At 63.8% G+C, this 23,779-nt stretch carries 27 protein-coding genes; 5 read left to right on the plus strand and 22 right to left on the minus strand.

The window, feature by feature from the left end; all coding sequences use genetic code 11:
* Positions 1-45 precede the first annotated feature (45 nt).
* From ACWHXP_RS11670 to ACWHXP_RS11690, 5 genes are all read right to left on the minus strand, one after another.
* Entirely contained in the window at positions 46-750 is a 705-nt protein-coding gene (locus tag ACWHXP_RS11670; RefSeq protein ID WP_134224057.1) for an ABC transporter ATP-binding protein, read from the minus strand.
* Entirely contained in the window at positions 750-1,526 is a 777-nt protein-coding gene (gene livG, locus ACWHXP_RS11675) for a high-affinity branched-chain amino acid ABC transporter ATP-binding protein LivG (protein ID WP_134221947.1), read from the minus strand. The genes ACWHXP_RS11670 and livG overlap by 1 nt, the downstream gene beginning before the upstream one ends.
* Positions 1,523-2,749, minus strand: a complete 1,227-nt coding sequence (locus ACWHXP_RS11680; RefSeq protein ID WP_039790365.1) for a high-affinity branched-chain amino acid ABC transporter permease LivM — start codon at positions 2,747-2,749, stop codon at positions 1,523-1,525. The genes livG and ACWHXP_RS11680 overlap by 4 nt, the downstream gene beginning before the upstream one ends.
* Before the next feature lie 43 nt (positions 2,750-2,792).
* Positions 2,793-3,719: a high-affinity branched-chain amino acid ABC transporter permease LivH gene (gene livH, locus ACWHXP_RS11685; RefSeq protein ID WP_034350126.1), complete on the minus strand. Its 927-nt coding sequence runs from the start codon at positions 3,717-3,719 to the stop codon at positions 2,793-2,795.
* Positions 3,720-3,818: 99 nt separating this feature from the next.
* Positions 3,819-4,940 carry a branched-chain amino acid ABC transporter substrate-binding protein gene (locus tag ACWHXP_RS11690; RefSeq protein WP_039790367.1) on the minus strand — a complete coding sequence of 374 codons (1,122 nt, stop codon included), beginning with the start codon at positions 4,938-4,940 and terminating at the stop codon, positions 3,819-3,821.
* Positions 4,941-5,352: 412 nt separating this feature from the next.
* Between ACWHXP_RS11690 and ACWHXP_RS11695 the strand changes: the two genes are divergently transcribed.
* Positions 5,353-6,165: a phosphodiester glycosidase family protein gene (locus ACWHXP_RS11695; RefSeq protein WP_489633795.1), complete on the plus strand. Its 813-nt coding sequence runs from the start codon at positions 5,353-5,355 to the stop codon at positions 6,163-6,165.
* A 369-nt stretch (positions 6,166-6,534) separates the two neighbouring features.
* Here ACWHXP_RS11695 and ACWHXP_RS11700 read toward each other — a convergent pair whose 3' ends face one another.
* Positions 6,535-6,819, minus strand: coding sequence for a hypothetical protein (locus ACWHXP_RS11700; protein WP_034338034.1), 285 nt, complete (start codon positions 6,817-6,819; stop codon positions 6,535-6,537).
* Positions 6,820-7,038: 219 nt separating this feature from the next.
* Between ACWHXP_RS11700 and ACWHXP_RS11705 the strand changes: the two genes are divergently transcribed.
* From ACWHXP_RS11705 to ACWHXP_RS11715, 3 genes are all read left to right on the plus strand, one after another.
* The gene (locus ACWHXP_RS11705) at positions 7,039-7,905 is read left to right on the plus strand and encodes a M15 family metallopeptidase (protein WP_489625156.1); all 867 of its coding nucleotides are present in this window, start codon (positions 7,039-7,041) and stop codon (positions 7,903-7,905) included.
* Positions 7,906-8,050: 145 nt separating this feature from the next.
* A complete protein-coding gene (locus ACWHXP_RS11710; protein ID WP_083859771.1) occupies positions 8,051-8,251 on the plus strand; it encodes a hypothetical protein in 201 nt (66 codons plus the stop codon).
* 93 nt (positions 8,252-8,344) lie between these two features.
* A complete protein-coding gene (locus ACWHXP_RS11715) occupies positions 8,345-8,821 on the plus strand; it encodes a GNAT family N-acetyltransferase (RefSeq protein WP_489633794.1) in 477 nt (158 codons plus the stop codon).
* 22 nt (positions 8,822-8,843) lie between these two features.
* Here ACWHXP_RS11715 and ACWHXP_RS11720 read toward each other — a convergent pair whose 3' ends face one another.
* The 13 genes from ACWHXP_RS11720 to ACWHXP_RS11780 form a co-directional block, all read right to left on the minus strand.
* Entirely contained in the window at positions 8,844-9,779 is a 936-nt protein-coding gene (locus ACWHXP_RS11720; RefSeq protein ID WP_134221943.1) for a CysB family HTH-type transcriptional regulator, read from the minus strand.
* Positions 9,776-10,855, minus strand: a complete 1,080-nt coding sequence (locus tag ACWHXP_RS11725; RefSeq protein ID WP_134221942.1) for a sulfate/molybdate ABC transporter ATP-binding protein — start codon at positions 10,853-10,855, stop codon at positions 9,776-9,778. The genes ACWHXP_RS11720 and ACWHXP_RS11725 overlap by 4 nt, the downstream gene beginning before the upstream one ends.
* 9 nt (positions 10,856-10,864) lie before the next feature.
* Entirely contained in the window at positions 10,865-11,770 is a 906-nt protein-coding gene (cysW, locus tag ACWHXP_RS11730; protein ID WP_489633793.1) for a sulfate ABC transporter permease subunit CysW, read from the minus strand.
* 1 nt (position 11,771) lies between these two features.
* The gene (cysT, locus tag ACWHXP_RS11735; protein WP_489633792.1) at positions 11,772-12,662 is read right to left on the minus strand and encodes a sulfate ABC transporter permease subunit CysT; all 891 of its coding nucleotides are present in this window, start codon (positions 12,660-12,662) and stop codon (positions 11,772-11,774) included.
* Between the two features lie 161 nt (positions 12,663-12,823).
* Positions 12,824-13,414, minus strand: coding sequence for an RBBP9/YdeN family alpha/beta hydrolase (locus ACWHXP_RS11740; RefSeq protein ID WP_489633791.1), 591 nt, complete (start codon positions 13,412-13,414; stop codon positions 12,824-12,826).
* A 39-nt stretch (positions 13,415-13,453) separates the two neighbouring features.
* Entirely contained in the window at positions 13,454-14,290 is an 837-nt protein-coding gene (locus ACWHXP_RS11745) for an EAL domain-containing protein (RefSeq protein ID WP_489633790.1), read from the minus strand.
* Positions 14,291-14,353: 63 nt separating this feature from the next.
* Positions 14,354-14,569 carry a TOBE domain-containing protein gene (locus ACWHXP_RS11750; protein WP_006464491.1) on the minus strand — a complete coding sequence of 72 codons (216 nt, stop codon included), beginning with the start codon at positions 14,567-14,569 and terminating at the stop codon, positions 14,354-14,356.
* A gap of 245 nt (positions 14,570-14,814) precedes the next feature.
* Entirely contained in the window at positions 14,815-15,648 is an 834-nt protein-coding gene (locus tag ACWHXP_RS11755; protein WP_489633789.1) for an ATP-binding cassette domain-containing protein, read from the minus strand.
* 30 nt (positions 15,649-15,678) lie between these two features.
* Complete coding sequence (gene ssuC / locus ACWHXP_RS11760; protein WP_489625150.1) at positions 15,679-16,518, minus strand: aliphatic sulfonate ABC transporter permease SsuC; 840 nt, start codon at positions 16,516-16,518, stop codon at positions 15,679-15,681.
* Between the two features lie 7 nt (positions 16,519-16,525).
* Positions 16,526-17,692, minus strand: coding sequence for an FMNH2-dependent alkanesulfonate monooxygenase (ssuD, locus tag ACWHXP_RS11765; protein WP_329802221.1), 1,167 nt, complete (start codon positions 17,690-17,692; stop codon positions 16,526-16,528).
* 48 nt (positions 17,693-17,740) lie between these two features.
* Positions 17,741-18,724, minus strand: a complete 984-nt coding sequence (locus ACWHXP_RS11770) for a sulfonate ABC transporter substrate-binding protein (protein WP_329802223.1) — start codon at positions 18,722-18,724, stop codon at positions 17,741-17,743.
* A 112-nt stretch (positions 18,725-18,836) separates the two neighbouring features.
* Positions 18,837-19,433, minus strand: a complete 597-nt coding sequence (gene ssuE / locus ACWHXP_RS11775) for an NADPH-dependent FMN reductase (RefSeq protein ID WP_034329678.1) — start codon at positions 19,431-19,433, stop codon at positions 18,837-18,839.
* A 63-nt stretch (positions 19,434-19,496) separates the two neighbouring features.
* Complete coding sequence (locus ACWHXP_RS11780; RefSeq protein WP_034329680.1) at positions 19,497-20,510, minus strand: sulfate ABC transporter substrate-binding protein; 1,014 nt, start codon at positions 20,508-20,510, stop codon at positions 19,497-19,499.
* Positions 20,511-20,841: 331 nt separating this feature from the next.
* On the opposite strand from ACWHXP_RS11780, the gene ACWHXP_RS11785 reads away from it, so the two are divergent.
* Positions 20,842-21,627, plus strand: coding sequence for an IclR family transcriptional regulator (locus tag ACWHXP_RS11785; protein WP_034329682.1), 786 nt, complete (start codon positions 20,842-20,844; stop codon positions 21,625-21,627).
* 18 nt (positions 21,628-21,645) lie between these two features.
* On the opposite strand, the gene arsC is transcribed toward ACWHXP_RS11785, so the two are convergent.
* Genes arsC through ACWHXP_RS11800 form a run of 3 tightly spaced genes read right to left on the minus strand, consistent with a single transcriptional unit; the run spans position 21,646 to position 23,768 of the window.
* Positions 21,646-22,071 carry an arsenate reductase (glutaredoxin) gene (gene arsC, locus ACWHXP_RS11790; RefSeq protein WP_489633788.1) on the minus strand — a complete coding sequence of 142 codons (426 nt, stop codon included), beginning with the start codon at positions 22,069-22,071 and terminating at the stop codon, positions 21,646-21,648.
* A gap of 40 nt (positions 22,072-22,111) precedes the next feature.
* A complete protein-coding gene (locus tag ACWHXP_RS11795; protein WP_489633787.1) occupies positions 22,112-23,398 on the minus strand; it encodes an arsenic transporter in 1,287 nt (428 codons plus the stop codon).
* 13 nt (positions 23,399-23,411) lie between these two features.
* Positions 23,412-23,768, minus strand: coding sequence for an ArsR/SmtB family transcription factor (locus ACWHXP_RS11800; protein ID WP_489633786.1), 357 nt, complete (start codon positions 23,766-23,768; stop codon positions 23,412-23,414).
* Between the last annotated feature and the right edge of the window lie 11 nt (positions 23,769-23,779).

Raw genomic sequence — 23,779 nt, forward strand, 5'->3', positions numbered from 1 at the left:
CATGTGCATGGCCGGGCCGTGGATCGGGTGGCGTCGCTGCCGGTATCAGCCGTGGCCGAGATAGGCCTTGCGCACGTCGCTGTTGGCCAGCAGGTTGGCACCGGTATCGGACATGACCACATGGCCGTTTTCCAGCACGTAGCCACGGTCGGCCACGCCCAGCGCCTTGTTGGCGTTCTGCTCGACCAGGAACACGGTCACGCCGCTCTCGCGGATGGTGCGAATGATCTCGAAGATCTGCGCAATCACCAGCGGGGCCAGGCCCAGCGTAGGTTCGTCCAGCAACAGCAGGCGCGGCTTGCTCATCAGCGCGCGGCCGATGGCCAGCATCTGCTGCTCGCCGCCGGACATGGTCCCGGCCCGCTGCGCCGCGCGTTCCTTCAAACGCGGGAAGAGTCCGAAGACGTACTCGATGCCCCGTTCGATGTCCTCGTTGCTGGCGAAGAAGGCGCCCATTTTGAGGTTTTCCAGCACGGTCAGGCTGGGGAAGACGCGCCGGCCTTCGGGCGAGATCGCCAGCCCGCGGCGCATGATCTCGTGGGTTGGCAGCTGCGTAATGTCCTGCCCTTCGAAGAGTACGCGGCCACTGGAAGCGCGCGGACGGCCGCACAGCGTCATCAGGAGCGTGGTCTTGCCGGCACCGTTGGCACCGATCAAGGTAACGATCTCGCCCTTTTCCACCGTCAGCGATACGCCGTGCAGGGCCTCGATGGCACCGTAGTGGGTATGCACCTTGTCAAACTGCAGCATCATTCTTCTCCCAGGTAGGCCTTGATCACACGTTCGTCGCTGCGCACCTGTTCGGGGGTGCCGGTGACGATGGGCTTGCCGTGCTCCATGACCAGGATGCGGTCGGAGATGCCCATGATGAGGCTCATGTCGTGTTCGATCAGCAGCACGGCTACGCCATGTTCGCGGCGCAGACGGTCGATCAGTTGCGACAGCTCCTGCTTCTCCTGCGGGTTCAGGCCGGCCGCGGGTTCATCCAGCAGCAGCAGGCGCGGCTTGGTGATCATGCAGCGGGCGATTTCCACGCGGCGTTGCAGGCCATACGAGAGCGTGCCCGCCTCGCGGTTGGCCAGCGCCGTCAGGCCCAGCTGGTCCAGCCAGTAAGCTGCACGCTGCAACGCTTCCTGCTCGGACTTGCGATAGGAAGGCGTCTTCAGCAGTCCCGACAGCAGGTTGGTATTGACCTGCTGGTGTTGCGCCACCAGCAGGTTCTCCACCACGGTCATGGACTTGAAGAGACGGATGTTCTGGAAGGTGCGCACCAGCCCCTGCTGCGCCACCTGGTGGCTTGGCTGGCGGGCAATGGAGACGCCATCGAGCGCAATCTCGCCCGAGGTCGGCTGGTAGAAGCCGCTGATGCAGTTGAAGACGGTGGTCTTGCCGGCCCCGTTGGGACCGATGATGGCGAAGACTTCGCGCTCCTGCACGGCCAGCGAGACGCCATCCACGGCCAAGAGGCCGCCGAAGCGCATCGACAGGTTGGACACTTCCAGCATGGTTTTCACGGACGGGTTCATTGCGGCAGCTCCACGTGCGGACGGGTTGCAGGAAGCAGTCCTTGCGGACGCCACATCATCATCAGCACCATCACCAGGCCGAAGATCAGCATGCGGTACTCGGCGAAGCTGCGCGCCAGTTCCGGCAGCACGGTCAGCAGGATCGCCGCCAGGATCACGCCCAGCTGCGAACCCATGCCACCCAGCACGACGATGGCCAGGATCAGGGCGGATTCGATGAAGGTGAAGGATTCCGGCGTCACCAGGCCCTGGCGGGCGGCGAAGAAGGAACCGGCCAGGCCGGCGAAGGCGGCACCGAGCGTGAAGGCCGAGAGCTTCACCCGGGTCGGGTTGATGCCCAGCGAGCGGCAGGCGATCTCATCTTCACGCAGGGCTTCCCAGGCGCGGCCCATGGGCATGCGCAACAGGCGGCTGGTGACGAAATACGTAAAGAGCACCATCAGCAAGGCCAGGAAATACAGGAAGATCACCATGTGCCCCCCCTGGTAAGTCAGGCCCAGCAACTGGTGGAAGGTAGTGCCATCCTCGGTCAGCGGATTGCGCGCCATCACCACGCCGAACACGGTCGGCTTGGGGATGCCGGAGATGCCATCCGGGCCGCCGGTGAGGCTGGTCATGTTGTTGAGCAGCAGGCGGATGATTTCGCCAAAGCCCAGCGTGACGATCGCCAGGTAGTCACCGCGCAAACGCAGCACCGGGAAGCCCAGCAGGAAGCCGAACAGCGCGGCGGCAGCGGCCGACAGCGGCACGCATTCCCAGAACGAGAGGCCGAAGTACTGGTTGCACAGCGCATAGGTGTAGGCACCCACGGCATAGAAACCCACGTAGCCCAGATCGAGCAGGCCGGCGAAGCCGACCACGATGTTCAGGCCCAGGCCCAGCACCACATAGATCAGCGCCAGGGTCATCACGTCCACGTAGCCGCGCGAACCGAAGAAGGGCCACACCAGCGCAGCCATCAGCAGGATCAGCACGGCCGCGCGCTGCTGGCCCGGCTGCATGCGCGGCAGCGCAGGCAGCTTGATGCCGGCGCTGGTGCGCGCGAGCGCAGGCCTGGCCAGCTGGAACAGGAACACGGCCAGCACCGCCACCAGCACCGGGGTCCAGTGGGTATTGAGGACCACGCGGTAGCCCTCCAGCTGCAGCTGCATGCCCAGCAGCGGGATGGTCAGTACGGCGGTCACCAGCGCCGCCGCCACGGCATTCTTGAAAGTCTCAGGCATCACGCCTCCTTGAATATGTCGTTGTCCGTCGAGCCGTGCGGGCTCAGACCTTTTCGATGTCGGGCTTGCCCAACAGGCCCGTGGGACGGAACAGCAGGATCAGCACCAGCAGCCCGAAGGACACCACGTCCTTGTATTCGGAAGGCAGGTAGCCGGCCGCGAAGGTCTCCGCCAGCCCCAGCAGCACGCCGCCCAGCATGGCGCCGGGAATGCTGCCGATACCGCCCAGCACCGCCGCCGTGAAGGCCTTGATGCCGGCGATGAAGCCGATGTAGGGATTGAGCTTGCCGATGGTCAGGGCAATCAGCACACCGCCGACCGCCGCCAACATCGCACCCAGGACGAAGGTGAAGGAAATCACCTTGTTCGTATCAATGCCCAGCAGGTTGGCCATGCCCATGTCTTCAGCGCAGGCGCGGCAGGCGCGGCCCATGCGCGAACGCGCGATGAACAGCGTCAGCGCCACCATCAGCACCAGCGTCACGCCCACGATGACCATGCGCGAATACGGCACCGTGACCGTGAAGTCGCTGCCCATCTGGAATTCGAGCGCGCCCGAGATCAGCACCGGCACCGACATGTCGCGTGCACCCTGGCCGATCTGCACGTAGTTCTGCAGGAAGATGGACATGCCGATGGCCGAGATCAGCGGTACCAGGCGCGGGCCGCCGCGCAGCGGGCGATAGGCCACGCGTTCGACGGTCCAGCCATAGAGGCCGGTCACCAGCACCGAGACGATCAGTGCGCCGCCCAGCAGCAGCGGCAAGGGATAGCCGGACTGCACGCCGATGGCGGTCAAGGTCACCAGGCCGACGTAGGAGGCGATCATGTAGATCTCGCCGTGGGCGAAGTTGATCATGCCGATGATGCCGTAGACCATGGTGTAGCCGATGGCGATCAAGGCATAGATCGCACCCAGCGACAGCCCGTTGACGAGCTGCTGGGTCAGTTGAGGGAGCAATTCATTCATGAGGGAACCCATAAAGTGGAAATGCCCCATTCCGACTGCAATGGGGCATTTCGCGGTTTGACGTCAGGTCAGACAGTCAGGCCAGCGATTCGGGGCGAATCACTTGGCTTCGGTCTTGGTGGCGTCCTTGTGCCAGGTGAAGACGACGAACTTGAAGGCCTTCAGGTCACCCTTCTTGTCGTATTCGACGTTGCCGATGGGGGTCTTGAAGCTGTTGCCGTGGATGTAGGCGGCGACCTTGTCCGGATCGGTGGACTTGGCACCGGTGATGGCATCGGCAATGATCTTCACGGCCGAGTAGGCCGGCATCTGGAACGGGCCGTTGGCGTCACGCTTGGCGGCGGCGAAGGCCTTGACCAGGGCGGCGTTGGCCGGATCGGCGGCGAAGTCGGCCGGCAGGGTCACCAGCATGCCTTCGGAGGCGGGGCCGGCGATGGCGGTGATGTCCTTGTTGCCCACGCCTTCGGGGCCCATGAAGACGGCCTTGACGCCCTGCTCACGCGCCTGGCGCATGATCAGGCCCATTTCCGGGTGGTAGCCGCCGAAGTAGACGAAGTCCACGCCCTGCGACTTCAGCTTGGTGACGATGGCCGAGTAATCGCTGTCACCGGCGTTGATGCCTTCGAACACCACCACCGGCACCTTGGCCGCCTCCAGGGCCGACTTCACCGACGACGCCACGCCCTGGCCGTAGGACTGCTTGTCGTGCAGCACGGCGACCTTCTTGGGCTTGAGCTTCTCGATCACGTAGCGGGCGGCGGCAGGACCTTGCTGGTCGTCGCGGCCGATGGTGCGGAAGATGAACTTGTGCGGCTTGGCTTCGGTCAGCTGCGGCGCGGTGGCCGACGGGGTGATCATGACCACGCCTTCGTTCTCGTAGATGTCGGAGGCGGGGATGGTGGAGCCGGAGCAGACGTGACCGATCACGTACTTGATGCCCTGGCTGACGATCTTGTTGGCCACGGCCACGGCCTGCTTGGGTTCACAGGCGTCGTCCATCATGACGGCTTCGAACTTGTTGCCGTTGGCGCCGCCGGCGGCGTTGATCTGTTCGATGGCGGTGAGGGCACCGGCCTTGACCATGTCGCCGTACTGGGCCACGGCACCGGTCAGGGGACCGGCGATGGCGATCTTGACGGTTTCGGCGTGGGCCACGCCGGCGAAGGCGGCAAAGGTGGCGGCGGCCAGGGCGATCTTGGTCAGACGGCTTGCAAACTTCATTGTCGTTTCCTCCAGGATGGAACGGATTCAAGAGGCGCCGTTACCTGGCGAACAGGCCGGCGCGCGTAGGGTTGTGGATACCTGACCCCGTTTTACGGGAGGCTGGCCGCAACATGGGGGCAGAGTGTAACACTGCCGTCATATGGGGCAAATTTTTTTTGAAATTTCGTCAAACCCCATCATTAATGCGCTGTGGTCTTCGATTTTTCGCACATTTCATGCTGTTTTTCTTCATTTTCCCATATTCGGTGCAGAATTGCACTGCAGCATGAGCGAATTCGGTGCATCGCCTGCAAAGTCTTGATGGGACTGGATTTGCGGCCAGAATCCGTTTTCCCGTGGCAAGCCCGGCTTGCGCCATTTACAATACCGCCTCGCCCTCCGCATTCCCGCAGAACAAGACCTGGTTTCGATGCTTCGCTCCCCTTCCCTCCCTGCCCCTGGTTTCCGCCGCGCACTGCTGCGCCTGCTCGCATTGACCGGCCTGGTACCGGCGCTGCTGCTGGGATCGGGCAGCCCGCCGGCACAGGCGGCCGAGGTGCGCCAGTACCAGTATCGCCAGGTCTTCATCAGCACCTGCCGCGCTGATCCGCGCAGCGACACCATCCGCATGTACTGGAAAGATGCCGCTGGCACGCCGCTGGGCAACTTCAGCCGGCTCGATGCGCATCTGCGCAGCCAGGGACAGGAGATGGTCTGCGCCACCAATGCCGGCATCTACGACAAGCAATTGCAGCCGCTGGGGCTGTACGTGGAAGGCGGCAACCAGCTGCGCCGCCTCAATACGCGCAAGAACGCGTATGGCAATTTCTATCTGCAGCCCAATGGGGTATTCGTGTTGAGCGAGCGCCAGGCCTACATCGTCGAGACCTCCGACTATGAAGCCGAACTGGGTCTTTGGAATGGCGTGACGCGCTACGCCACGCAATCGGGTCCGCTGATGATTGTGGACGGCAAGATCAATCCGCGCTTCGATCCCGAGTCAGCCAATACGGTCGTGCGCAATGCAGTGTGCCTGGATGCGACGGGCATCGTCACGCTGGCCATCGCGCGCAATCCGATCAGCTTTTACGATTTCGCCAGTTTCCTTCGTGATGAGCTCAAGTGCAGTGACGCCTTGTATCTGGATGGCAGCATCTCGCGCATGTATCCCACGCTGGAAGCCAATATGGGTCCGGCGTTCGGGGCGATGATTGCGGTGGTGAAGGGGCATGGGGGGAAGTAGTCCGCACCGCTGCGAAAACACGGTAAAGACACGCAGTTTCGCTTTCCCGTCGGAGGGACGAAAAAAAGCCCGCAGCCAATGAACTGCGGGCAAGTTCCCTATCAAGAGGGAGGTTGAAGGAACAGTTCAACCACCTGTACGACTGCAAGCCGCAAAAAAAAGTTCGGAAAGATTTTTCCAGCCAACGCGCAAATTGCCCCCAAGAGCCAAGTGCTTGGCAAGATCCTTCACATTTACCGCAAAAACCACCTTTCCAGCGCCCCAAAAGAAAACGCCGCGACAGTTGCCCGTCGCGGCGCATGCAGTGCTGTTCCCACTGCGGGAGAGGGTGCGGCGCTTGCCGTCTTGTTGGCTCTTGTTGTGAGGCGTTTACTTTTGCGTACCACTGTCGCCAGAGGCGGCCGGGGTGCTCGGCGTAGTGGCCGAGGAATCCGAAGGCGTAGTCGGGGTCGGGGTCGCCGGCGTAGCCGTCGAGCCCGCAGCCGTACCGGAATCAGCCGGTGCCGGCGTGGTCGGGGTGCTGCTTGCCGGTGCCGGTTCCGAAGCGGCCGGCGGGGTGGCGGCAGGCGTTGCAGGCGCTTCGTCGCGCTTGTTGCAACCAGCCAGCACAGCAGTGAACACGGCGGCAGCCAAGAGGGTGTGGCGAATCTTCATATGTTGCCTCCTAAAGTTGTTGAGGGGGATTTGCCGAAATGCGGACAAACAGGCACAGAGCACGTGCTTGCCGGAATTCGACAGCTTCTGGACACCGATTATTCCCGTTCCGCCGTTCCCACGCTGTCAGAAAACGGCGCATCTTGATGTCAGCCATCACAGGCAATATGACAATCCTGACAAACCATTTCCCCCTGAAAACCCGTATCATCGCCTCCCATGATGACCTTCACCGCCCGCTTCCCCGCCCTCGCCCGCATGACCCTCCTGCGCCGCGCGCTGGCCCTTCCCGCGACCGTGCTGGCGATGGCACTGCCGCTGGCGGCCCAGGCCGACATCACGCCGGTTTCCCCCGCGCAATGCGCCCAGATGCGGGCCAGCAAGGTCATCACCTCCGGCAATCCGGTCCCCTGCACGCGCCTGGCCACGGTCAGCTTCGACTACACCGATTTCGGCGGGGCCACCCGCCAGGGCAGCGTGGTGGTGCTCGACGCGCTGGCTCCGCAGGTCGAAGCGCTGTTCGGTGAGCTGCTCTTGCGCTCCTTCCCGCTGGCCGGGGCGCAAGGGCTGGAAGCCTATGACGGCGACGACCAGCGCTCCATGGCCGCCAACAACAGTTCGGCCTTCAATGGCCGGCCCATGACCGGCGGCGGTGGCTGGTCCAAGCACGCCTATGGCGCGGCCATCGACATCAATCCGCTGCAGAATCCTTATGTGAGCAAGGCCGGCAGCCCCGAGCAGGAAGTCCTGCCGCCGCAGGGCGCGGCCTACCTGCAGCGCGCGCCCCTGCAGCCGGGCATGGCCGAGGAGGTGGTCAGCGTGTTTTATGAACATGGATTCCTGGTCTGGGGCGGCCAGTGGAAACAACCCATCGATTACCAGCACTTCGAGATCGGCAGCCGCAGCTTCATCCTGAAACTGGCCAGTCTGCCCAAGGCCCAGGCGCGCGCCGAGTTTGAACGCTATGTGATGCGCTATCGCCAGTGTGCGCATCCCGCCACAGTCACTGCCGCCCCGCCCGCCGACGACGATGCGCCCGAAGACACCCGCCTGCGCGACCAGTGCGCCGCACGCTTGCGCAAGTAAGCAGCGACACGTCCACGCCGAACAGGTAAAGATGCGCAAGTTTCGGTAAACCGACGCAGCAGCCTCATGGTGCGCCCCTATACTGCCCCGGCAATACCGGTCTGGGCGCTGGCCCGGGGGACAGCCTTACTTGAGGAGTGCACGCATGTCGACCAATTCCATTTCCGCCGTCTATCACGGCAACGCACCGGCAGGCGGCCAGCAGGCTGCGAAGAAGCCGGCCGTCAATTTCAATGACGTCCTGAAAGCCGCCGGACAGTCCACCCAAGTGGCCCAGTCCACTTCCGCACAGCCCAGCAGTACAGATACCAGTACCTTCACCACGACACCGACCCGCACGGTGTAAGCGGCATCACCCTGCCCGCAATGACAAAGGCCGGACACTCCGGGAAACTGGCCCGGTACGGCTATACTGCGATCTCAGACGCCAGGAGTCGCCATGCCCGATCCGCAGCACCCCGAAGCCCTGCACATCCGCCGCGCCCGCCAGGACGATTACCCGCAATGGAAGATCCTGTGGGACGACTACAATGCCTTCTACGGCCGCAGTGGCGCCACCGCCCTGCCCCTGGCCATCACCCAGTCCACCTGGTCACGCATCCATGCGGCCGATGAGCCGGTGCATGCCCTGGTGGCCGAATCCGATGGACGGCTGCTGGGACTGGCGCACTACCTCTATCACCGCAACACCATCCTGATCGGCCCCACCTGCTACCTGCAGGACCTGTTCACCACCGAAGCCGCACGCGGCCGTGGTGTGGGACGTGCACTGATCGAAGAACTGTACCGGTACGCCGCAGCGGACGGTGCCGAGCGAGTGTACTGGCACACCCATCACAGCAATGCCACGGCACGCAAGCTGTACGACCACCTCGCGGTGGACTCCGGCTTCATCGTCTATCGCAAGAACCTCTGATACCAGTTGATGCGCGCCGGGTTCAAGCCTGGGCGTTGGCCTCATTGAGCGCATTGACGATGTCGGCGCGCTTCAAGTCCGGAGCGAACTGCTGGATGAAATCGAAGGCATAGCCGCGCAGGTAGGCACCGCGCCGCACCGCCAGCCGGGCGATATTGGCCTTGAACAGGTGGGAGGCATTGATGGCCACCATCTCCGAGTGCTTGCCCTGGTCCACCGCCATCGAGGCCACCAGGCCCACGCCCATGCCCAGCGAGACGTATTGCTGGATCACGTCCGAATCCATGGCGGTGAGCACGATGTCGGGCTCGATGCCGGCCTGGCGGAAGGCTTCGTCGATGTGGCCACGGCCGGTAAAGCCGACGTCATAGGTGATCAGCGGCCAGGTACCCAGATCCTCCAGCGTGACCTGTTCCAGCCCCAGCAGCGGATGGCCTTGCGGCACCACGATCACGTGGCTCCAGGTGTAGCAAGGGAAGGACACCAGTTCCTTGAATTGCGACAGGCCCTCGGTAGCGATGCCGATGTCGGCCTTGCCCGAGATGACCCATTCGGCGATGTGTTCCGGGGCGCTCTGCTGCAGGGCGATGCGCACCTGCGGGAAGGCATCGCGGAAGGCCTGCACCACGCGCGGCAGCACGTAGCGCGCCTGGGTGTGGGTGGTGGCGATGGAGAGCGTGCCGCTCTGCTCGCCGGCGTATTCCTTGCTGGCGCGGCGCAGGTTCTCGGCTTCCAGCAGGAGCCGCTCGACGATGCCGAGGATGCCCTTGCCGGGTTCGGTCAGGCCGGTCAGGCGCTTGCCGTTGCGCTCGAAGATTTCCACGCCCAGCTCTTCTTCGAGCTCGCGGATCTGGCGGCTCACGCCCGGTTGCGACGTGAAGAGCACGTTGGCCACTTCGGTCAGGTTGAAGCCGCAACGCGCGGCTTCGCGGATGGAACGCAGCTGCTGGAAATTCATCGTCCCGGCCCTCCTTGTTGTTGCGCAAAGACCTGCAGGCGGCGTGGACGCACGACCAGCGTCTCGCCATTCTTCAGGCCCAGTTGCGCGAAACGTTCATTGGGGATGACGGCCTCGATCAGCTCGGCATTGTCATCGCGCTCCAGTTCCAGTTGCGCCAGCGGGCCGATGGCATGCGAGCGGCGCAGTTGCACCACGATGCCTTCGGCGCCGGGCGAGTAGCGCTCCACGTCCAGGTCATGCGGACGCACGAAACCGACGCCGGCCGCATCGCGGATATCGCCGTGGCCGGGGGCCTCGAAGCGCGCACCGCCGGCGTCCAGCACGCCTTCGTGCAAGCGGCCATGGAACAGGTTCACATTGCCCAGGAAGCCGTAGACGAAGGGCGAAGCCGGATGGTTGTACACCGTCTCGGGCGTGCCGATCTGCTCCACTTGTCCCTTGTTCATCAGCACCACCTGGTCTGCCACTTCCAGGGCTTCTTCCTGGTCGTGGGTGACGAAGATGCTGGTGACGTGCAGTTCATCGTGCAGGCGGCGCAGCCAGCGGCGCAGTTCCTTGCGCACCTTGGCATCGAGCGCGCCGAAGGGTTCGTCCAGCAGCAGCACGCGCGGCTCCACGGCCAGTGCGCGGGCCAGCGCGATGCGCTGGCGCTGGCCGCCGGAGAGTTGCGGCGGATAGCGGTCGGCCAGCCAGTCCAGCTGCACCAGCTCCAGCAGGCGCTTGACCTTCTCGCGGATCACCGCTTCCGAGGGACGCTGGGCGCGCGGTTTCACGCGCAGGCCGAAGGCGATGTTCTCGAAGACGGTCATGTGCTTGAACAGCGCATAGTGCTGGAACACGAAACCGACCTGGCGTTCGCGCACGTGGCGCGCCGAAGCGTCTTCGCCATCGAGCAGCACCTGGCCCGAATCGGGCGATTCGAGACCGGCGATGATGCGCAAGAGCGTGGTCTTGCCGCAGCCGGAGGGGCCCAGCAAGGCCGTCAGTTCGCCCGCCGGGAAATTGAGGGATACGTCGTTGAGCGCAGTGAAGCTGCCGAAACGCTTCTGGATGTGATGGACTTCGATGCTCATGATGACTCCTTAAGCTTGTTCGCTGGGGGCTTGCTGCTGGTGCAGCCGCCACTCGATGACGCTCTTGATGGCCAGCGTGACCACGGCCAGGAAGGCCAGCAGCGACGCCACGGCGAAGGCGCCGGTGATGTTGAATTCGTTGTAGAGGATCTCGACCTGCAGCGGGATGGTGTTGGTCTCGCCGCGAATGTGGCCGGAGACCACCGAGACGGCACCGAACTCGCCCATGGCGCGCGCATTGCAGAGGATCACGCCATACAGCAGGCCCCACTTGATGTTGGGCAGCGTGACATGCCAGAAAGTACGCCAGCCGGAGGCGCCCAGCACCAGCGCGGCTTCTTCTTCCTCGCTGCCCTGCGACTGCATCAGCGGGATCAGTTCGCGCGCCACGAAGGGGAAGGTCACGAAGATGGTGGCCAGCACGATGCCCGGCACGGCGAAGAGGATCTTGATGTCATGCTCGCGCAGCCAGGGGCCGAAGTAGCCCTGCAGGCCGAACAGCAGCACGTAGATCAGGCCCGAGATCACCGGCGAGACCGAGAACGGCAGGTCGATCAGGGTCAGCAGCACGTTCTTGCCACGGAACTCGAACTTGGCAATCGCCCACGCGGCCGCCACGCCAAAGACCAGGTTCAGCGGCACGGCGATGGCGGCAGCGAGCAGGGTCAGCTTGATGGCAGACCAGGCGTCAGGCTCGGTGATGGACGCCACGTAGACATCCCAGCCCTTGCGCAGCGCTTCGTAGAACACCGCCACCAGCGGCACGAACAGGAACAGGGTCAGGAAGGCCAGTGCGATGCCGATCAGCAGCGCACGCACCCACCAGGGTTCGGTGGTGGCACCGGGCGTGAGCGGCGGCTCGCCACGGGCAATCGCGTTGGCTTGCGGGGCAGCGGAAACGGGGGCGGCACTCATCTCAGGTCCTTTCCGACTGGCCACGCTTGCGGGTCCAGGCTTGCAGCAGGTTGATGGTCAACAGCAGGATGAAAGAAACCAGCAGCATGACCATCGCAATGGCGGTCGCACCGGCATAGTCGTACTGCTCCAGCTTGGTGACGATGAACAAAGGGGTGATTTCAGAAACCATGGGCATGTTGCCGGCGATGAAGACCACCGAGCCGTATTCCCCCGAGGCGCGCGCAAAGGCCAGCGCAAAACCGGTCAGCAAGGCGGGCAGCACGGTCGGGAAGATCACCTTGGTAAAGGTCTGCCAGCGGCTGGCACCAAGGCTGGCGGCGGCTTCTTCGAGCTCGCGCTCGGCTTCTTCCAGCACCGGTTGCACGGTACGCACGACAAAAGGCAGGCCGATGAAGGTCAGCGCCACCAGCACCCCCAGCGGGGTGAAGGCGACCTTGATGCCCAGGGGCGCCAGCAGCTTGCCCAGCCAGCCGTTCTGCGAATACAGCGTGGTCAGGGCGATGCCGGCCACGGCGGTCGGCAAGGCAAAGGGCAAGTCCACCAGGGCATCGATGATGCGCTTGCCGGGGAAGCGATAGCGCACCAGCACCCAGGCCACGATGCCGCCGAAGATCACGTTGAGGAACGCACCGATCAGCGAGGCCCCAAAGCTCAGGCGATAGGAGGCCATGACGCGCGGCGAGGTCACCGCGTCAATGAAGCCGCCCCAGGTCAGGGTAAAGGTCTTCAAAAACAGCGCCGACAGCGGGATCAGCACGATCAGCGCCAGGTAGAAGATGGTAAAGCCCAGCGACAGCCGGAAACCGGGCAATACGCGCCGGTTGGCGCTGCCCGCCGAGCGGGCCGGCGCGGCCCCGGGGGCGGCAAGGGAAACAGGGGATGCGGACATGTCGTTCTCTTGTTATTACAAATGCGACTATAGGTGAGCGATATTCGCATCCGATAGTTATAAAGAGAACGAAGCTTTTTGCATGTCCTTAGAAGAAAAGCGCATAAAGCCGGGCTGAAATCCGTCTTTATGCGCTCATGAGGGGTGTGAAGAAAAAAGCTTCAGGCGATGCGTTCGAGCAGCTCCAGCAGCCACTGCTGCCCTTCGGTCCAGTCGCCCAGGCCCGATTCGGAGTTGATATGCCCGCGCGCGCCCACCGAGCGGAATTGCGCGCCCCAGGCCTCGGCCCAGTGGCGGGCGCGCTCGGCACTCATCCAGGGATCGTTGTCGCTGCCCACGACCAATGCCGGATACCGCAGCTTGTGGCGCACCGCTGCGCTCAGGCTGAACTTGACCGGATCGGCCGGCGCCACCAGCAAGGCCGCCACGATGGGATGCGCGGAACCCTCGGAGGCCGCTTGCAAGGCCGCCGTCCGATGCACGGTGGTGAGACACCCGAAGCTGTGCGCCACGATCACCGTAGGGCGGCCATCACGCGCCAGCACTTCGCCCAGGCGGGCCGACCAGCGCGGCAGGTCCGGGGTTTCCCAATCATCCTGCTTGACCCGTTCGAAGGCGGGATAGAGCCGCTGCCAGCGCGATTGCCAGTGTTCCGGCCCGCTGTCGGAGAGGCCCGGTGCCACCAGCACCCGGAAATCCGCCAGCCGGGCCGGTGTGGTGGAAGAAGAAGAAGAAGGAGAAGTCAGACTCATGCAGGCCCCGCAGCGAGTGATGAAGTCATGCAGTATGCCTTACGCGGCATCCTTCAGGCCAAGCAAGATGTCCGGCAGGCGTGCGGCCGGTACATCCCACAGATAGCCTTGGGCCAAAGTGGACTGGGCCAGTGCCTGACAGTACCAGGCCAGTTTGTCGAACACTTCCTTGTTTTCGACCCGTTTGAAGAAGATGCGCACCCCCTGCTCGGCCGCCCGCAGCAGCAGCAAAGCCACGCTGTCGGGATCAGCCAGCTCGCGCGCATCGACCTTGATGAGATCCGGCTTGACCTTGTCCAGCAGGCCCAGTGCTTCCAGCGGGCTGTTGGCCGAAACGCCCAGGCGGAAGCCGTTGCGGCGGTAATTGTCCAGCACGTAGTTGAGCAGCCAGCGCTGGTTGGGCGTGACCACCGGCAGTTGCAGCACGATGCGTTCGTGCGGCAGTTCCAGCGCGGCCAGGATGCGCCGATAGGCCACGCCGTGATTGTTGTTGACGGCGGCCAGCAGGCGCGCATGCACCGAGAGGTGCAGTTCGGGCGCGTCTTCGCCGACCTGACGGTAGTAGTTGATGGCGTGCAGCATGCGGCACAGCCGGTCCAGTTCCACCGACTCGTCGTCGCTGGCGGCCTGGTCCAGCAGTTTCCACAGATGCAGGCCGTCGTCGACGGCCGAGTGGCTGCGGGCGAAGGCCTCGCAGGCGACGATGTGGCCATCGTCGAAGCTGCGCACCGGCTGGAAGGCCGAGGTCAGCGAAGTATTGAAGAAACGCCCCGCTGCGCGCCCCTGTTCATCCAGCCAGACCTTGGCGGACGGGGTGCCACCAGTATGCTGCGCATCGAGGCGGGCCAGATAAGCCTTCAGTGCCTGATATGCCATCGGGCCTGCTCCTGAAAAAAAGACACCGCCCGGCCGGCATCACCGGCCAGGACGGCCAGACGATCACAGCTTGGCGATCGAGACTTCGGTGGCCTTGACCAGTGCCACCACTTCGCTGCCGATGGTCAGGCCCAGGTCCTTCACGGAGCGGGTGGTGATGACCGAGGTCACGATACCGGCCGGGGTTTCCACATCCACTTCGGACACCACCGAACCTTCGATGATGGCCTTGACCTTGCCCTTGAACTGGTTACGGACGTTGATTGCTTGAATGGTCATGCTCTGCTCCTTGATGAAACGGCGTCGGCACCTGCCGCGCCGCATGGGTTGAAATCAAATCGGATAAAACTCTAAAAAAAACTGTACGTAATCCATCAGAAGCCGTTCGGACTGAGTAGGCCCGTGAGGGCCGTATCGAAGACACACAGGCGCGCCTTCGATACGCGGCTATGCCGCTACTCAGGACGAACGGTAACCGTGGCACAACTTGGCCAAAACGGATGAATCTTTCATGGCGGTCAAACTCACACCGCCCATTGCACCTGATGTACGCCACGTGGCGTGAAGAAATCTTCAGATGGCTCTGTAGCCGCCTCACTGCCGGGGTGCCGCAGCACGCGCCCCAGGATGGCTTCCTCCAGCGCGGCAAACTGGGCCTGGCCGCGTGAACGCGGACGCGCCAGTTCGATGCGCTGGTCCAGCGCCACGTGGCCATCCTCGATCAGCAGCACGCGATCGGCCAGGGCGATGGCTTCCTGCACGTCGTGGGTCACCAGCAAGGCGGTGAAACCGCGTTCGCGCCAGAGCGACTCGATCAGGGCCTGCATTTCGATGCGGGTGAGCGCATCGAGCGCGCCCAGCGGTTCGTCCAGCAGCAGCAATTGCGGGTCGTGTACCAGCGCACGCGCCAGGGCCACGCGCTGGCGCTGGCCCCCGGAGAGCACCGCCGGCCATTCGCCGGCACGCTGGTCCAGGCCGACCTGGCGCAGGGCATTGAGTGCCTGCGGCGCGGCCTGCTTGGGCAAGCCCAACGCGACGTTGGCCTGCACCCGTTTCCAGGGCAGCAGGCGCGCATCCTGGAACATGATGCGGATCTCGGGCTCGCCGCTGCCTTCGTGTTCATAGACGACCTCGCCGCCGCTGGCGCCATCGAGCTGGGCCACCAGGCGCAGCAAGGTGCTCTTGCCGCAGCCGCTGCGGCCGACGATGGCGACGAATTCGCCGGGTTCGATGTCGAGGTCGATGTCGTGCAGCACCGTGCGTCCGCTGAAGGACTTCGACAAGGCGCGCAGCCTGAGGCCTACGCCCCGGCCGGCGGCTCGGCTGACTTGCTGGTGTTCCTGGGTGTCATTGCGCATGATGGTTTCCTGATGCATTCATGGGGCTCGTCATTGGTAGCCGGGGTGCCAGCGCAGGAAGTAGCGTTCCAGTGCCCGCGCCGCGGTATCGGCCAGCTTGCCCAGCAAGGCGTAGAGCAGGATGCCCACCAGCACCACGTCGGTCTGCAGGAATTCGCGGGCATTCATGGTCATGTAGCCGATGCCGGCCTGCGCCGAGATGGTCTCGGCCACGATCAGCAGCACCCACACCAGACCCAGCGCAAAGCGCAGGCCGACCAGGATGGAGGGCAAGGCGCCCGGCAGGATCACGTCGCGATACAGCGGCCAGCCCGACAGGCCGTAGCTCTTGGCCATCTCGATCAAACCCTGGTCCACCGAGCGGATGCCGTGGAAGGTATTCAGATAGACCGGGAAGAACACGCCCACCGAGACCAGGAACAGCTTGGCCGTCTCGTCGATGCCGAACCACAGGATCACCAGCGGGATCAGGGCCAGTGCCGGAATGTTGCGCACCATCTGCAGGGTGGTATCAAGCAGCAGTTCGGCTGAACGCAGGCTGCCGGAGAGCAGACCCAGAATCAGACCGAGCCCTGCGCCGACCGCAAAGCCGGAAGCGGCACGGCCGCTGGAGACGGCCAGGTGACGCCACAACTCACCGGAGGCGGACAGATTCCACGCCGCCTTCAGGACCGCGAACGGTTCCGGCAGGATGCGGCTGGACAGCCAGCCGGCCTGCGCGGCGATCTCCCACCACACCAGCAGTAGCAAGGGCAGCAGCCAGCCGACCCAGGTACCACGCGGCTTGCGTGCGGCCTTGGCAGCGGCCTTGGGACGCGCCTGCTCTTGCGGCGCAGTGCTGGCGAGCACGGTATTGGTTGCACTGGTCATGCTGGCCTCAGCTTGCCGACACGCGCACCGGCGCGGGCTTGGGCAGTTCGGTATTGCCGACGATCTCGCCGAAGGGACCGGTCAGGTTGTGGCCGGCCAGGCCTTCGCGCTGGGCGCGCGGCAGCAGCGGGAATACCAGTTCGGCAAACCGGTAGGATTCTTCCAGGTGCGGATAGCCGGAGAGGATGAAGGTATCGATACCCAGGTCCGCATACTCCTTGATACGGGCAGCCACGGTCGGGCCATCACCCACCAGCGCGGTACCGGCACCGCCGCGTACCAGGCCGACGCCGGCCCACAGGTTGGGGCTCACTTCCAGCTTGTCGCGACGGCCGCCGTGCAGGGCGGCCATGCGGCGCTGCCCTTCCGAATCCATGCGGGCGAAGTTGGCCTGGGCCTTGGCGATGGTCTCGTCGTCCAGGCGGCTGATGAGTTCATCGGCGGCGCGCCAGGCGGCTTCATTGGTATCGCGCACGATCACGTGCAGGCGGATGCCGAAGCGCAGCGTGCGGCCGGCCTTGGCGGCGCGTTCGCGCACGCGGGCAATTTTTTCGGCCACGGCGGCCGGCGGTTCGCCCCAGGTCAGGTAGACGTCGACCTGTTCGGCGGCCAGGTCGATGGCTTCGTCCGAGGAGCCACCGAAGTACAGCGGCGGATACGGTGTCTGTACCGGAGGATAGAGTGCCTTGGCGCCCTTGACGCTGAGGTGCTTGCCCTCGAAGTTGGTTTCTTCGCCGGTGTGGGTCTTGGCCAGTACGTCGCGCCAGATCTTGAGGAATTCGTCGGACACTTCATAGCGCTCGGCATGGCTGCCGAAGATGCCATCGCTCTCCTGCTCGACCGGATCGCCACCGGTGACCACGTTGATGAGCAGACGGCCATTGGAGAGGCGGTCGAAGGTCGCGGCCATGCGCGCCGACAGGGTCGGTGCCGTCAGGCCGGGGCGCACTGCCACCAGGAATTTCAGGCGCTGTGTCGCATCGATCAGGCTGGCTGCAGCTACCCAGGCGTCTTCGCAGGAACGTCCCGTGGGCAGCAGCACGCCATCGTAGCCCAGGGTATCGGCCGCCACGGCAATCTGTTTCATGTAGTCATGGGTCACCGGGCGCGCACCTTCGGAGGTGCCGAGATAGCGGCTGTCGCCGTGAGTAGGGATAAACCAGAAAACGTTCATGCTTGACTCCTGAGCTGCTGGACTAGAGGTGGTCGATGTCAGTGTTGTTTATTTGAGGACGGCGTCGCTGACCTTGAGCTGCTTGGGGATCAGCTTGAGTTCAAAGAAGGCGTCGGCGATTTTCTGCTGCTCGGCCAGCACCTGGGCATCGACCGGCTTGTAGACGTGCGCATAGCGCTTCAGGCCGGTCTGGATGATGTCGGCATCCAGGCCCTGGATCGGGGACAGCTGGGCGGCGGCTTCAGCGGTGTGGGTGCGGACCCATTCGCCTTCACGGGTGATCTCTTCCAGCAGGATCTTCTCGACCTGTGGATTCTTCGCCGCGAAGGGACGCGCGCTCAGGAAAAACTGGTGGTGACTGACCGCCCCCACGCCCGAGGCCAGGCGGCGTGCGCCGACCTGCTTTTCAGCGGCGGCCTGGAACGGATCCCAGATCGCCCAGGCATCGACCGCACCGCGTTCGAAGGCGGCACGGGCGTCTGCCGGGGCCAGGTAGACCGGCTGGATGTCGCTGTACTGCAGGCCGGCTTTCTTGAGCAAAGCCACTACCAGCCAATGCACGTCCGAACCCTTGTTGAAGGCGATCTTCTTGCCCTTCAGTTCGGCCACGCTCTTGATGGGTGAATCCTTTTGCACCAGCAGGCCTTCCGCCTCCGGGGTCGGGATTTCATAGGCGGTGTAGACGAAGTCGGCACCGGCCGCTTGTGCAAAGACCGGCGGCGCTTCACCGACGTAGCCGAAATCGACCGAGCCCACGTTGAGCGCTTCCAGCAGTTGCGGACCGGCCGCGAACTCGGCCCACTTCACTTCCACGCCCAGCGGCTGCAGGCGCTTTTCGAGCGCACCGTGGGCTTTGAGCAGCACCAGGGTATTGGCGGCTTTCTGATAGCCGATGCGCAGCAGTTTGGTTTCCTGCGCCTGCACCGGGGCTGTGCCCAGAGAGAAGGCCAGTGCGCCCAGGGCGATGGCCGAGAGGCGCTGCAGGGTGCGGCGACGCGGGAAATGAATGGTCTTGTTCTTGTTGGCGGACACGATGTTTTCTCCAGATTCCAGAATGCGGGCGTGCAGAGGGCCATCCGCTCTACCAGCCGGTTCTTTTTTCAAGTCGGATTGCGCTGCCGGATCAGGTCCGGCCAGCTTCAGTTCAGTACGACACGCTGTACTGCAGCTGCGAGAACGGAATCTCGCGGAATTCTTCAGGTGCGATCTTGTGCAGCGCTTGCAGGCTGGCCGAGAGCTGCTCCACGCCTTCATTGACGCGGGCTTCGATGGGCGCATCCAGCACCAGGCCGTTTTCTTCACTCCAGGTCACCTGCGCCTCGGTGGCGTAGATGCTGGGCAGCACGTGCTTGGGGTTCAGCGACGACAGCACCGGGCGCAGCGCATAGTCCAGTGCCAGCATGTGCGACTGGCTGCCACCGGTGGCCAGGGGCAGCACCAGCTTGTTGGTCAGGCCGAACTGCGGCAGCAGGTCCAGGAAAGCCTTCAGGATGCCGCTGTAGGCCGCCTTGTAGACCGGGGTGGCGACCACCACGGCCGAGGCTTCTTCGACGGTAGCCAGGGCCGCCTTGATGTCCGGATCGTTCCAGTCGGCGCGCAGGATGGCCTGCCCCGGCAGGTCGCGCACATCCAGGCGCGCATAGCGGTGGCCCAGATGGGCCAGCTTGTCGCCGACGTGGTGCAGCAGACGGGTGGAACGGGAGGGTGCCGAGGGGCTGCCGGCCAGTAACAGGATGGTCATGTCGTGTGCTTGTGCTGAGGGGTGGATGGAACCGGCCGGGCCGGTCCCTCTTGCAGGTTCAGATCACTTCTTGTTGGGAGCGTAGAGCTGGTCGAAAGTACCGCCGTCAGCAAAGTGCGTCTTCTGCGCCTTCTGCCAGCCGCCGAAATCCTTGTCGATGGTCACCAGGTTCAGCTTGGGGAATTGCGAAGCGTACTTGGCAGCGATCTTGGGATCGATGGGACGGTAGTAGTTCTTGGCGATGATTTCCTGGCCCTGTTCCGAGTACAGGTACTTCAGGTATTCCTCGGCCACCTTGCGGGTACCGCGACGGTCTGCCACCTTGTCCACCACCGCCACCGGCGGCTCGGTCAGGATGGAAACAGAAGGAGCGACGATGTCGAACTTGTCCGGACCCCATTCCTTGAGCGAAATCAGGGCTTCGTTTTCCCAGGCCAGCAGCACGTCACCGATGCCGCGCTCGACGAAGGTGATGGTGGCGCCACGGGCACCGGAATCGAGCACCGGCACGTTCTTGAACAGCTTGGCGATGTAGTCGCGGGCGGCGTCGTCGCTACCGCCCTTTTGCTTGGCATAGGCCCAGGCCGCAAGGTAGTTCCAGCGGGCACCGCCCGAGGTCTTGGGGTTGGGGGTGATGACGGAGACCCCCGGCTTGATCAGGTCGCCCCAGTCCTTGATGCCCTTGGGGTTGCCCTTGCGCACCAGGAACACGATGGTGGAGGTATAGGGCGAGCTGTTGTGCGGCAGGCGCTTTTGCCAGTCGGCCGGCAGCAGCTTGGCCTTTTCCGAGATTTCGTCGATGTCGTAGGCCAGGGCCAGGGTCACCACGTCAGCGTCGATGCCGTCGATCACCGAACGGCCCTGCTTGCCGGAGCCGCCGTGAGAAGCCTTGATGGTGACGTTGTCACCGGACTTTTCCTTCCAGTACTTGGCGAAGGCCTTGTTGTAGTCGGCGTAGAGTTCGCGCGTCGGGTCATAAGAGACATTGAGCAGCGAAATATCGGCCGCGTGCGCCAGCGAGGCTGCTTGCGCCAGCACCAGGGCGGCGGCGACCGATTTGATGATCTTCTTCAGCATATCCGTTCCCGCATGTTCTGTTGTTTTGGAGCACACAGGTTAATGAGCCTGCAGACCAAAAAGAACGAATACTTTCTTCTCTCGATATGCGAAAAACAGATATGAAAGAACACGGCGCCGGAATAAGGATCCCGGTCTATATAACCAAAGTCTTGGTTGAGGAGACGAGCGTGCTGAAATCGTACCAGGCTGCCCTCCCCGCCCGACGCGGCTTTGCGGCCCGCACATCGGGCTATGTGAAGCTCCCGTCATGCAAGAAAAGCACGACCGGACTTTTTGTTCTTTTCACATTGTGGTATAACCTTCATATTGCAACGCACCAGGCCGCGCCATGAAAAAAGAAGCTGCAGGCGAGACAGAACAGATATCGATCCAGGTCATCGAGCGCATGGTGTCGCTGCTCGACGCGCTGGCGGAATATCCCGACCCGGTGAGCCTGAAGGAATTGTCGGCGGCGACCGACCTGCACCCGTCGACAGCGCACCGCATCCTCAATGACCTGGTGGTCAAGCGTTTCGTGGACCGCGTGGAGCCCGGCACCTATCGCCTGGGCATGCGCCTGCTGGAGCTGGGCAACATCGTCAAGAGCCGGCTGTCGGTGCGGGAAGCGGCACTGGACTTCATGCGGGCGCTGCATCGCAAGACGCACCAGACGATCAACCTGTCGGTGCGGCAGGCCGATGAAATCGTTTATATCGACCGCTCCTTTTCTGAACGTTCCGGCATGCAGGTGGTGCGCGCCATCGGCGGCCGCGCGCCGCTGCACCTGACCTCGACCGGCAAGCTGTTCCTGTCGGTGGACGATCCCAAGAACGTGCGCGCCTATGCCACCCGCACCGGGCTGGCTGGCCACAACAAGAATTCCATTACCGACCTGACCAAGCTGGAGCGCGAGCTGTCCATGGTGCGTGCGCTCGGTTATGCGCGCGACAACGAGGAACTGGAACTGGGCGTGCGCTGCATGGCGGCCGGCATCTGCGACGACAGCGGCAAGCTGGTGGCCGGCCTGTCGATCTCGGCCCCGGCCGACCGCCTGCAGGATGAATGGGTGGATGACCTGGTCAGCACGGCCAGCCAGATTTCATCGGCGCTGGGATATCGCAAGGATCGCGGCTGAGCGCGACCCCCTGCAGACTCACCGGGCAGCAACGCGCTGGCCGTCCGCATTCACCACCACTTCCCCATCTTCCTTCGTGAACGAACCTTGCTGCGGATGCGGCAGGATGTCCAGCACCAGTTCGGAAGGACGGCACAGGCGCGTCCCCTTCGAAGTCACCACGAAGGGCCGGTTGATCAGGATCGGATGGGCCAGCATCGCATCGAGCAACTGCGCGTCCGTCAAGGCAGGATGGTCCAGGCCCAGTTCGGCATAAGGCGTCCCCTTCTGGCGGATGGCTTCGCGCACCGCAAGACCAGCCTCGCGGATCATCGTCTCCAATTGTTCGCGGCTGGGCGGGTGCTGCAGGTACTCGACGATGGTCGGTTCTTCACCGCTGTTGCGGATCATGGCCAAGGTATTGCGGGAGGTTCCGCAGGCGGGATTGTGGTAGATGGTGGTCATGGTGAATCTCTGTGTTGAAGTGGATGGCATCCCGGGATGATCAGGCCCCGGCACCCAGCCTGAGCGCCAGTGCCGACAAGGTGAGCAGCAGCACCGGCAGCGTCAGCAAGGCGCCCGTGCGGAAGTAGGCCCCCCAGGAGATATGAATGTTCTTGCTGTCCAGCACATGCAGCCAGAGCAAGGTCGCCAGGCTGCCGATGGGGGTGATCTTGGGGCCGAGGTCGCAGCCGATGATGTTGGCGTAGACCATCGCTTCCTTGACCACACCTTGCGCCGAGGTGGCGTCGATCGATAACGCACCGACCAGCACCGTAGGCATGTTGTTCATGATCGAGGACAGCAAGGCCGTCAGCACACCCGTGCCGAGGGCGGCACCCCAGACGCCGTGCGTGGCGAATTCATTCAGTACACCGGTGAGGGTGTTGGTGAGCCCGGCATTGCGCAGGCCATAGACCACCAGATACATGCCCAACGAGAAGAACACCACCTGCCACGGTGCTCCCTTGATGACCGCACGGGTGGAAATGACGCGCCCTCTGCCGGCCACGAACAACAGGATCAATGCCCCGACAGCCGCCACCACACTGATCGGCAAGCCTTTTCCTTCCAGCCAGAAGAAGCCGGCCAGCAGCAGCGCCAGCACCCAGCCGCCGGCAATGAACGTGGCGCGATCGCGGATCGCGGAGGCGGGCGTACGCAGCTGCGCCAGGTCGTAGCGGGCCGGCAGGTCGCGGCGAAAATGGATCAGCAGCACCAGGAGAGTTGCCGCCACCGAGACCAGGTTGACCGGCACCATGACCGAAGCGTATTGCGCAAAGCCGATGTTGAAGAAATCCGCCGAAACGATATTGACCAGGTTCGATACCACCAGCGGCAAGCTGGCGGTATCGGCGATGAATCCCGCCGCCATGACGAAGGCCAGTGTCGCCGCCGGCGAGAGGCGCAGTGCCAGCAGCATCGAGATGACGATGGGCGTGAGAATCAGCGCGGCGCCGTCGTTGGCGAACAAGGCCGAGACCGCCGCCCCCAGCAGGATCAGCAGTACGAACAGCATGCGGCCACGTCCGCCGCCCCAGCGGGCTACGTGCAACGCGGCCCATTCGAAGAAGCCGGCCCGGTCCAACAACAGGCTGATGATGATGGCGATGAAGGTGCCGGTGGCGTTCCAGACGATATGCCAGACCACCGGGATGTCGGCGAGGTGGATCACGCCGCAGGCCAGCGCCAGGGCGGCACCGCCACATGCGCTCCAGCCGATGCCCAGTCCCTTGGGCTGCCAGATCACCAGCGTCAGGGTCAGCAGGAAGATGAATAAAGCGGTCAGCACGTTCTCTCCTGGCTCAACACGGTTTGGCCGCCTCTCCAGCGACGCCGCTGGAGGGTTCGCAGCAGGCGGCGACGGGCGTACAGGGATTGCCGCCGCAGCAGTTGTCGGTCAGGAAGCGCAAGACTTCATTCATGCGGGAATAATCGGCCGCGTAGATGACGAAGCGCCCCTCCTGGCGGGCAGTCACCAGTCCGGCGTGCGACAGTTCCTTCATATGGAAGGAAAGCGAGGATGGTGCGATGGCCAAGGCCTCGCCGATCTTGCTGGCGGCGCTGCCCGCGGGCCCGACTTGCACCAGGTGACGGAAGATAGCCAGTCGCGATTCCTGGGCCAGGGCAGCCAGGGCCGCAATGACGGGGCCGGTTTCCATACGCTTCTCCT

It is taken from the genome of Herbaspirillum sp. Her2 (genome assembly GCF_057961375.1).

Excerpts from the sequence above, each read along its gene's own strand:
- ACWHXP_RS11670 (WP_134224057.1), bottom strand. The coding sequence starts at position 750 with ATGCTGCAGTTTGACAAGGTGCATACCCACTACGGTGCCATCGAGGCC.
- arsC (WP_489633788.1), bottom strand. The coding sequence starts at position 22,071 with ATGACCACCATCTACCACAATCCCGCCTGCGGAACCTCCCGCAATACC.
- ssuC (WP_489625150.1), bottom strand. The coding sequence starts at position 16,518 with ATGACCAGTGCAACCAATACCGTGCTCGCCAGCACTGCGCCGCAAGAG.
- ACWHXP_RS11720 (WP_134221943.1), bottom strand. The coding sequence starts at position 9,779 with ATGAATTTCCAGCAGCTGCGTTCCATCCGCGAAGCCGCGCGTTGCGGC.
- ACWHXP_RS11715 (WP_489633794.1), top strand. The coding sequence starts at position 8,345 with ATGCCCGATCCGCAGCACCCCGAAGCCCTGCACATCCGCCGCGCCCGC.
- ssuE (WP_034329678.1), bottom strand. The coding sequence starts at position 19,433 with ATGACCATCCTGTTACTGGCCGGCAGCCCCTCGGCACCCTCCCGTTCC.
- ACWHXP_RS11695 (WP_489633795.1), top strand. The coding sequence starts at position 5,353 with ATGCTTCGCTCCCCTTCCCTCCCTGCCCCTGGTTTCCGCCGCGCACTG.
- ACWHXP_RS11740 (WP_489633791.1), bottom strand. The coding sequence starts at position 13,414 with ATGAGTCTGACTTCTCCTTCTTCTTCTTCTTCCACCACACCGGCCCGG.
- ACWHXP_RS11690 (WP_039790367.1), bottom strand. The coding sequence starts at position 4,940 with ATGAAGTTTGCAAGCCGTCTGACCAAGATCGCCCTGGCCGCCGCCACC.
- ACWHXP_RS11785 (WP_034329682.1), top strand. The coding sequence starts at position 20,842 with ATGAAAAAAGAAGCTGCAGGCGAGACAGAACAGATATCGATCCAGGTC.
- ACWHXP_RS11700 (WP_034338034.1), bottom strand. The coding sequence starts at position 6,819 with ATGAAGATTCGCCACACCCTCTTGGCTGCCGCCGTGTTCACTGCTGTG.
- ACWHXP_RS11680 (WP_039790365.1), bottom strand. The coding sequence starts at position 2,749 with ATGCCTGAGACTTTCAAGAATGCCGTGGCGGCGGCGCTGGTGACCGCC.
- livH (WP_034350126.1), bottom strand. The coding sequence starts at position 3,719 with ATGAATGAATTGCTCCCTCAACTGACCCAGCAGCTCGTCAACGGGCTG.
- ACWHXP_RS11755 (WP_489633789.1), bottom strand. The coding sequence starts at position 15,648 with ATGCGCAATGACACCCAGGAACACCAGCAAGTCAGCCGAGCCGCCGGC.
- ACWHXP_RS11725 (WP_134221942.1), bottom strand. The coding sequence starts at position 10,855 with ATGAGCATCGAAGTCCATCACATCCAGAAGCGTTTCGGCAGCTTCACT.
- ACWHXP_RS11750 (WP_006464491.1), bottom strand. The coding sequence starts at position 14,569 with ATGACCATTCAAGCAATCAACGTCCGTAACCAGTTCAAGGGCAAGGTC.
- ACWHXP_RS11780 (WP_034329680.1), bottom strand. The coding sequence starts at position 20,510 with ATGCTGAAGAAGATCATCAAATCGGTCGCCGCCGCCCTGGTGCTGGCG.
- ACWHXP_RS11800 (WP_489633786.1), bottom strand. The coding sequence starts at position 23,768 with ATGGAAACCGGCCCCGTCATTGCGGCCCTGGCTGCCCTGGCCCAGGAA.
- ACWHXP_RS11745 (WP_489633790.1), bottom strand. The coding sequence starts at position 14,290 with ATGGCATATCAGGCACTGAAGGCTTATCTGGCCCGCCTCGATGCGCAG.
- livG (WP_134221947.1), bottom strand. The coding sequence starts at position 1,526 with ATGAACCCGTCCGTGAAAACCATGCTGGAAGTGTCCAACCTGTCGATG.
- cysT (WP_489633792.1), bottom strand. The coding sequence starts at position 12,662 with ATGTCCGCATCCCCTGTTTCCCTTGCCGCCCCCGGGGCCGCGCCGGCC.
- cysW (WP_489633793.1), bottom strand. The coding sequence starts at position 11,770 with ATGAGTGCCGCCCCCGTTTCCGCTGCCCCGCAAGCCAACGCGATTGCC.
- ACWHXP_RS11705 (WP_489625156.1), top strand. The coding sequence starts at position 7,039 with ATGATGACCTTCACCGCCCGCTTCCCCGCCCTCGCCCGCATGACCCTC.
- ssuD (WP_329802221.1), bottom strand. The coding sequence starts at position 17,692 with ATGAACGTTTTCTGGTTTATCCCTACTCACGGCGACAGCCGCTATCTC.
- ACWHXP_RS11710 (WP_083859771.1), top strand. The coding sequence starts at position 8,051 with ATGTCGACCAATTCCATTTCCGCCGTCTATCACGGCAACGCACCGGCA.